This is a genomic window from Vibrio sp. 10N.222.52.C3, assembly GCF_041474195.1.
GTDB lineage: Bacteria > Pseudomonadota > Gammaproteobacteria > Enterobacterales > Vibrionaceae > Vibrio > Vibrio crassostreae_C.
The window spans coordinates 20,057-25,731 of the sequence record NZ_JBFRTQ010000130.1 but is presented as its reverse complement, the minus strand read 5'-3'; the positions used below and the strand labels follow the sequence as shown (position 1 = coordinate 25,731).

The 5,675-nt window shown below is 43.2% G+C and carries 5 protein-coding genes; 3 read left to right on the top strand and 2 right to left on the bottom strand.

The window, feature by feature from the left end:
* The first annotated feature begins 290 nt into the window (after positions 1-290).
* Both AB4517_RS18635 and AB4517_RS18630 read left to right on the top strand, forming a co-directional pair.
* Positions 291-1,157, top strand: a complete 867-nt coding sequence (locus tag AB4517_RS18635; protein ID WP_372149145.1) for a glycerol kinase — start codon at positions 291-293, stop codon at positions 1,155-1,157.
* Positions 1,158-1,448: 291 nt separating this feature from the next.
* The gene (locus tag AB4517_RS18630; RefSeq protein WP_017061511.1) at positions 1,449-2,105 is read left to right on the top strand and encodes an NAD(P)H-dependent oxidoreductase; all 657 of its coding nucleotides are present in this window, start codon (positions 1,449-1,451) and stop codon (positions 2,103-2,105) included.
* 437 nt (positions 2,106-2,542) lie between these two features.
* On the opposite strand, the gene gltS is transcribed toward AB4517_RS18630, so the two are convergent.
* Both gltS and AB4517_RS18620 read right to left on the bottom strand, forming a co-directional pair.
* Positions 2,543-3,769, bottom strand: a complete 1,227-nt coding sequence (gene gltS / locus AB4517_RS18625) for a sodium/glutamate symporter (RefSeq protein ID WP_017060972.1) — start codon at positions 3,767-3,769, stop codon at positions 2,543-2,545.
* 316 nt (positions 3,770-4,085) lie between these two features.
* A complete protein-coding gene (locus AB4517_RS18620; RefSeq protein ID WP_017060971.1) occupies positions 4,086-4,442 on the bottom strand; it encodes a YibL family ribosome-associated protein in 357 nt (118 codons plus the stop codon).
* Between the two features lie 326 nt (positions 4,443-4,768).
* Here AB4517_RS18620 and AB4517_RS18615 point away from each other — a divergent pair, with 326 nt between their 5' ends.
* The gene (locus tag AB4517_RS18615) at positions 4,769-5,566 is read left to right on the top strand and encodes a DUF4344 domain-containing metallopeptidase (protein ID WP_017060970.1); all 798 of its coding nucleotides are present in this window, start codon (positions 4,769-4,771) and stop codon (positions 5,564-5,566) included.
* Positions 5,567-5,675 lie beyond the last annotated feature (109 nt).

The following is a 5,675-nucleotide window of genomic DNA, read 5'->3' as shown; positions in this document are numbered from 1 at the left end:
CATTTAATAAAATATAGCATCTAAGATCTATATAACCCGTATAAAAGAACATCGTGTCACGTATATAAAATATGCACCCAGATGAGCAAAATCGCGATACCTGTAATTTAATTACAGGTTGAGCTACATTTTGCTAAACATACAAAACGAGACCTAACGCTCTACTAAAAACATAGACCACTGAACTGCAGTTAGCATTGATAGATGTGATATGGTATTTACCAACGCTATCGCATCATATATATCTCCAACACCCATCAGCTGATCACTCCGCTATTTGAGAAAAGACTATGTCAGACAAAATTTCCACATCCGCACTCGCTAAACAAAAAGGCATAGAAGCTAAAGCTTTATTTAGCGATCTAAAAACAGCGGGTTATATCGTGCGCTCACAAGAGCGCTGGGTTCTTACAGAACGAGGAGAAAGCTTTGGTGGGGAATATGTCGAACATAAGAAGTTCGGTGTCTTTATTGTCTGGCCAGAGAAACTGCTTATCGATTTGGATTCATTCTCAGGAAACACATTGACCGCCACTCAGCTCGGCGGTGCCTTTCAACTCAGCGCAAAGAAAATCAACTTATTGCTCAATGAGCTTGGCTGGATAACAAAAGAAGACGACGGTTGGCATGTCACCTCTACAGGCTTAAAAGCCGGAGGTGAACAAAGAGAAGACAAAGCGACTCAAAACTTATTCGTGGTATGGCACGACTCATTGGTTCGCAATAAACGTTTAAAGCAGTCTGTTGTTGAATTCCTAGGGCATGATGCTGAAAGCCACTCGACCGATGTGTCATTCTCCAGTTTTCGTCAGAAATTTGAGGCGAAGCACCGAAGCTTAGACGGGCATTATGTTCGATCAAAGGGAGAGCTGATCATTGATAACTGGCTTTATATGGCAGGAGTGGTCCATGCGTACGAGCGTCCGCTTCCGATATCAAAAGAAGTGATCAGCGATTTTTATCTACCAAGTGGCAAAGTATACATCCAGTTCTGGGGAACTGATTCTGCGCCAATCGCCGAAAATAAACGTGAAGCTACGAGAAAAATCTATGAAGAGCATGGTTTTGGTTTAATCGAAATCACGCCAGAAGATATCCCCAACCTAGACAGCGTACTTCCGCCATTATTGCGCCAATATGGTATCAAAGCGTACTAAGCTACTGAATCTAGAGATTCCACCTCCATTAAGATCACACTTATTGAATCATTATGGACATTATTAACCATAGTGATTTGATATGTTCGCTATTTTTCCCGAGTCATTCTTCTATTATCTTACACCCATCGACTTGAGCTACCGCAGATACTCGATTTATTGGGGCATGTTCGATAACTATTTAGACGTTCAATCTATTGAGATTCGTTTAAATTGGTTATCCGTTTATTGTTGACGTAACTGAACATAAAACCCTACAACATTTATTATTGATAGATATTAGGATTCAACATGACTCATCCAATCATTACTGATCTAAACACTCGTTACACAGCTAAAAAATACGATGCAGAAAAACGCATCTCTGCGGAAGACATGGAAGTAATCAAAGAAGCACTTCGCTTGTCAGCTTCTTCTATCAACTCTCAGCCTTGGAAATTCATCATCATTGAGAGTGACGCAGCAAAACAACGCTTCCACAATACTTTCGAAAACATGTTCCAGTTTAACCAACCACATGCGAAAGAAGCGTCACACACGATCCTGTTTGCTCACGATCCTAAGTACACTAAAGAGAAATTCGCGAAGCGTGCTGATACAGAAGTAAGCTCTGGTCACTTACCAGCTGAAATGTACGAGCAATTCTTAGGTGCTTACGCATTCGCAGAAATGAACACAGACGAAACAGGTTTCAACGGTAACTGGACTAAGTCTCAAGTTTACATCGCACTAGGTAACACACTGCACACACTAGCTCGTCTAGGTATCGCTTCAACACCTATGGAAGGTGTAGATGCAGCTATGATCAGCGAAGAGTTTGCTGACGAACTAGAAGGTCACGTTGTTGATGTAGCGCTAGCTATCGGCTACCACAAAGACGGCGAAGACTACAACTACGGCAAACCAAAAGCGCGCCTAGCTCTTGATGAAGTCGTTACAACACTTTAGGGCGTGTTGACCTTTCGTGGTTAAATTTTGTTCGGATGGGGACGCCTAGTCAAAAGCGTTTTAATCGCGGCGAGGGAGAAGTAGCCTAGTCATTCTAAGTAAACCTCCCTCAACAAAGAGTAAAACGCTTTTTGCGGTGGCGCCCAGCCCGAACCCTTCGGGCAGCGTTTGCTGGTCATTTCTACTGCGTTATCGGCTTCTCATGTAGGCTAGCTACACATCGATGCCTCTGCCTTGTATAAATACCCAGCAACTCACTGCAAAAATCAGCTCGAAAGATCAACACGCCCTAGTTATTGATGTGACAGAGCCCTAACCGCAGGGGTATCAGGCAAGAAAACCTCGATAAACAAGAACAAAAAAAGCCAGTCAACAGACTGGCTTTCTTGTATTCATCTTAGTGCGATAAGCACATTGCGTTTAAGTAAAGGCGAACATTAACCGATAAACGAGATGTAACCCTGAAGGATAATCAGGTTAACGATATCGATAAAGAAGGCACCAACAATTGGCACCACCATGAACGCCTGTGGTGAAGGACCAAAACGGTTCACCAAAGAGCCCATGTTCATTACCGCTGTTGGTGTTGCACCTAGGCCGAAACCACAGTGACCACCTGCCATAACCGCTGCGTCGTAGTTAGAACCCATTACTTTGAACGTCACAAAGTAAGAGAAGATACCTAACACAACCGCCTGAACCGCCAGGATAACCAAGAACGGAATCGCAAGGTCAAATATGTTCCAAAGCTTAAGGCTCATTAGCGCCATTGCTAGGAACAGTGACAATGACACCGTACCAAGAATATCGACCGTTTCGCTGTCAGTCTTATGCAGCTTAGTCACTTCAAACACGTTAGTGATGAACACACCGATAAACAACGCGTAAACGAAGTCAGGAATCATCAACCAAGAAATTTCAAAAGTCGCCACCCACTGCTCTAGGTACTTCGCACCCGTGATACAGATAAGAAGGATGAACAACACTTCAATCACCTTCTTCGCCGTCACTTTGTCTTCTTCATACTCGTTGTAAGTAACAAGTTCAGGGAAGCGTTCATGTGTTTGCGTGCCAGTGCCGTACTCAGATTCAAGCTGGTTTTTATCAATCAGCTTTTGCGCCACTGGGCTACCGATAATACCACCGATGATCAAACCAAAGGTCGCTGAAGCCATCGCGATTTCTAGCGTATTTGCAATGCCAAACGTGTCTGCAAAAGTTTGAGACCAAGCCGCGCCTGTGCCGTGACCGCCCGAAAGGGTGATAGAGCCAGCAATCAAACCCATCAAGGGTTCAAGGCCTAGTGCCGTAGCTAAGGTTACGCCTACACCGTTTTGGATAATGATGTAAACCGACGCTACCCCTAAGAATAGGAATACCTTAGCACCACCTTTTATCAGCTGCGTGTAGTTCGCCGCAAGACCGACCGTTGCAAAGAACATCAACATAAACGTGTTCTGCAGGGGCAAGGAAAACTCAAGATCAAGGCCGTTAAAGTGCAGGGCTGTAATAGCAAAAGCGACAATCAAGCCGCCGACAATGGGCTCTGGAATGTTGTACTTTTTGAGAATCGGAAGCTTTGCATTGACGAAATGACCTAGAAACAAAACACTAATCGCGATTAGGAAGGATTCTAGTGGTCCAATTGAAATTAATTGATTCATATAACCTCTATTTTTTTACGTTCTCATCTTCCCTAATGAGTCTAGTTTTATCTGTAATTATTTGTGCTGCTCTACCTATATTTATACAAACTGGAGAGAAAGTGTGGATTCGAAAAGCGAACACATTACTGCGATCGCTTAGTACCATGTTAGTAGCACGTTAACTTTTATAGGAGATAAAAGGATTTGTGACAACAATCACCTCCTAAAAGTTGAAAACGGCGTGAGTATCTATGCCGCTGACTCTGCTTTCTTAATACCTAAAAAAGCAAAAAGGAGCTATTTTTAGCTCCTCTTTCATCACCATCGCTGGTAATTAGAATTTTTTCGGTGCGTAACCAGTCATAACCTCAATGCGAAGTTCTTTACCGATCTTCGTCATTGGGTGAACAATTACGAGTCCTTTAACAGACTTTTTAAGTTTACCCATATCCGCTTGCTCAGCCTTAGTGATCTCACGGCTAAATGGCATATCAACCAGAGACTTACGCTCTTGGTTCACATCATAGCTTTCTTTGTGTTTAAGCTGGGCAATTTTCTTAGTTAGCTTCTTAATCTCTTCCTCGAACTGACGAACAACAGGACGATCATTACGAGTTTTAGCAGCATCTAACTTGTGGCGACACTTGTCTAGACGGTTGTTAATTTGTTGAAGTTCGTTTTTAACACTCATAATAATTTCCTAAGATTAAACAAGCCAATTCGGATTGGGGCGCGGAGTATAGCACAAGGGTTGTGTTGAACCGAAATTTATCTGTTAATTACCAATAGAAACGAATCACATCGACACCGCTCATTCAGCTTACTTATTCTTTGTGGCGAATCTCTAAGCGGATTATTCATTGATAGGATAGCGCCTACTTCAAAAATTGCAGTCCTCGATGCATCAAAATTCCGTCTAAACTTATACTCTAACGCAATAACTAAATCAGGGTACACAGCTTGGAGTTGTTACCCCCAGCACGACTCTGAATCGCAACGTAATCACAAGGATAGCCGATGACATTATTGAAACGAACATTGACCTGCAGCCTAGCCCTGAGTGCAATGTTTGCCACAACTTATGCATCTAGTGAACAAGCCACCCAAAGTAACCTAATCGTCGAGTACTCTACACCGCAAAATACCGAAGAAGAGCAGCTCAAACGAGAGATTCAAAGCAGTGGCGTTAATGACACCGTGGTCGACCTATCAAACCAACTCTTCATGTTTGAGAAGCCATTAACCATTCAATATGGCGGGGAAGAAGGACCACTCTACGATCCACAAACCCATCAAGTACTGATCCCTTACAGTTTTTACGCTGAGTCACTCAATTACTTTGAGAAGAACCAATACGAAAAAGAGTATGGGAAATCTGCGCAAACCGGCGCTATTGATACCTTGCTGCACACCCTGCTACACGAGACTGGGCATGCGTATATCGAAGATCAGAACATTGCCATATTGGGTAAAGAAGAAGATGCGGTTGATAACCTAGCAACCGTGCTACTGCTTAACTACGTAGAGCATGGGGCCGACGCTGCTATCAGCGCTGCAGACATGTTCGCTTTCGAGTCAGAAGACCGCCCAGAGTATTACGACTTGGGGGAATACATCGACGAGCACAGTTTCGACCTGCAGCGTTACTTCTCCACGTTATGCTTGGTGTATGGCAGCGATCCCGATGCCTATAAGAACTTGCTCGATGAAGTGGAAAACGACTATTTGAAAGACAGAAAAGAGTTCTGCGTTGAGCACTTTGACGTGATCAATGAAAATTGGCATCAGTATTTAAAAAAGAGTGACGATGCTTAGATGCTTAAAGGTTAGTGTCGAGAACTAGGAAAACGGCTTTGGCATCAAATTCCAAAGCCGTCACTCGATAGATTGGCTTAAGTCTTACGTGTTAAGAGTTAAGAGTTAA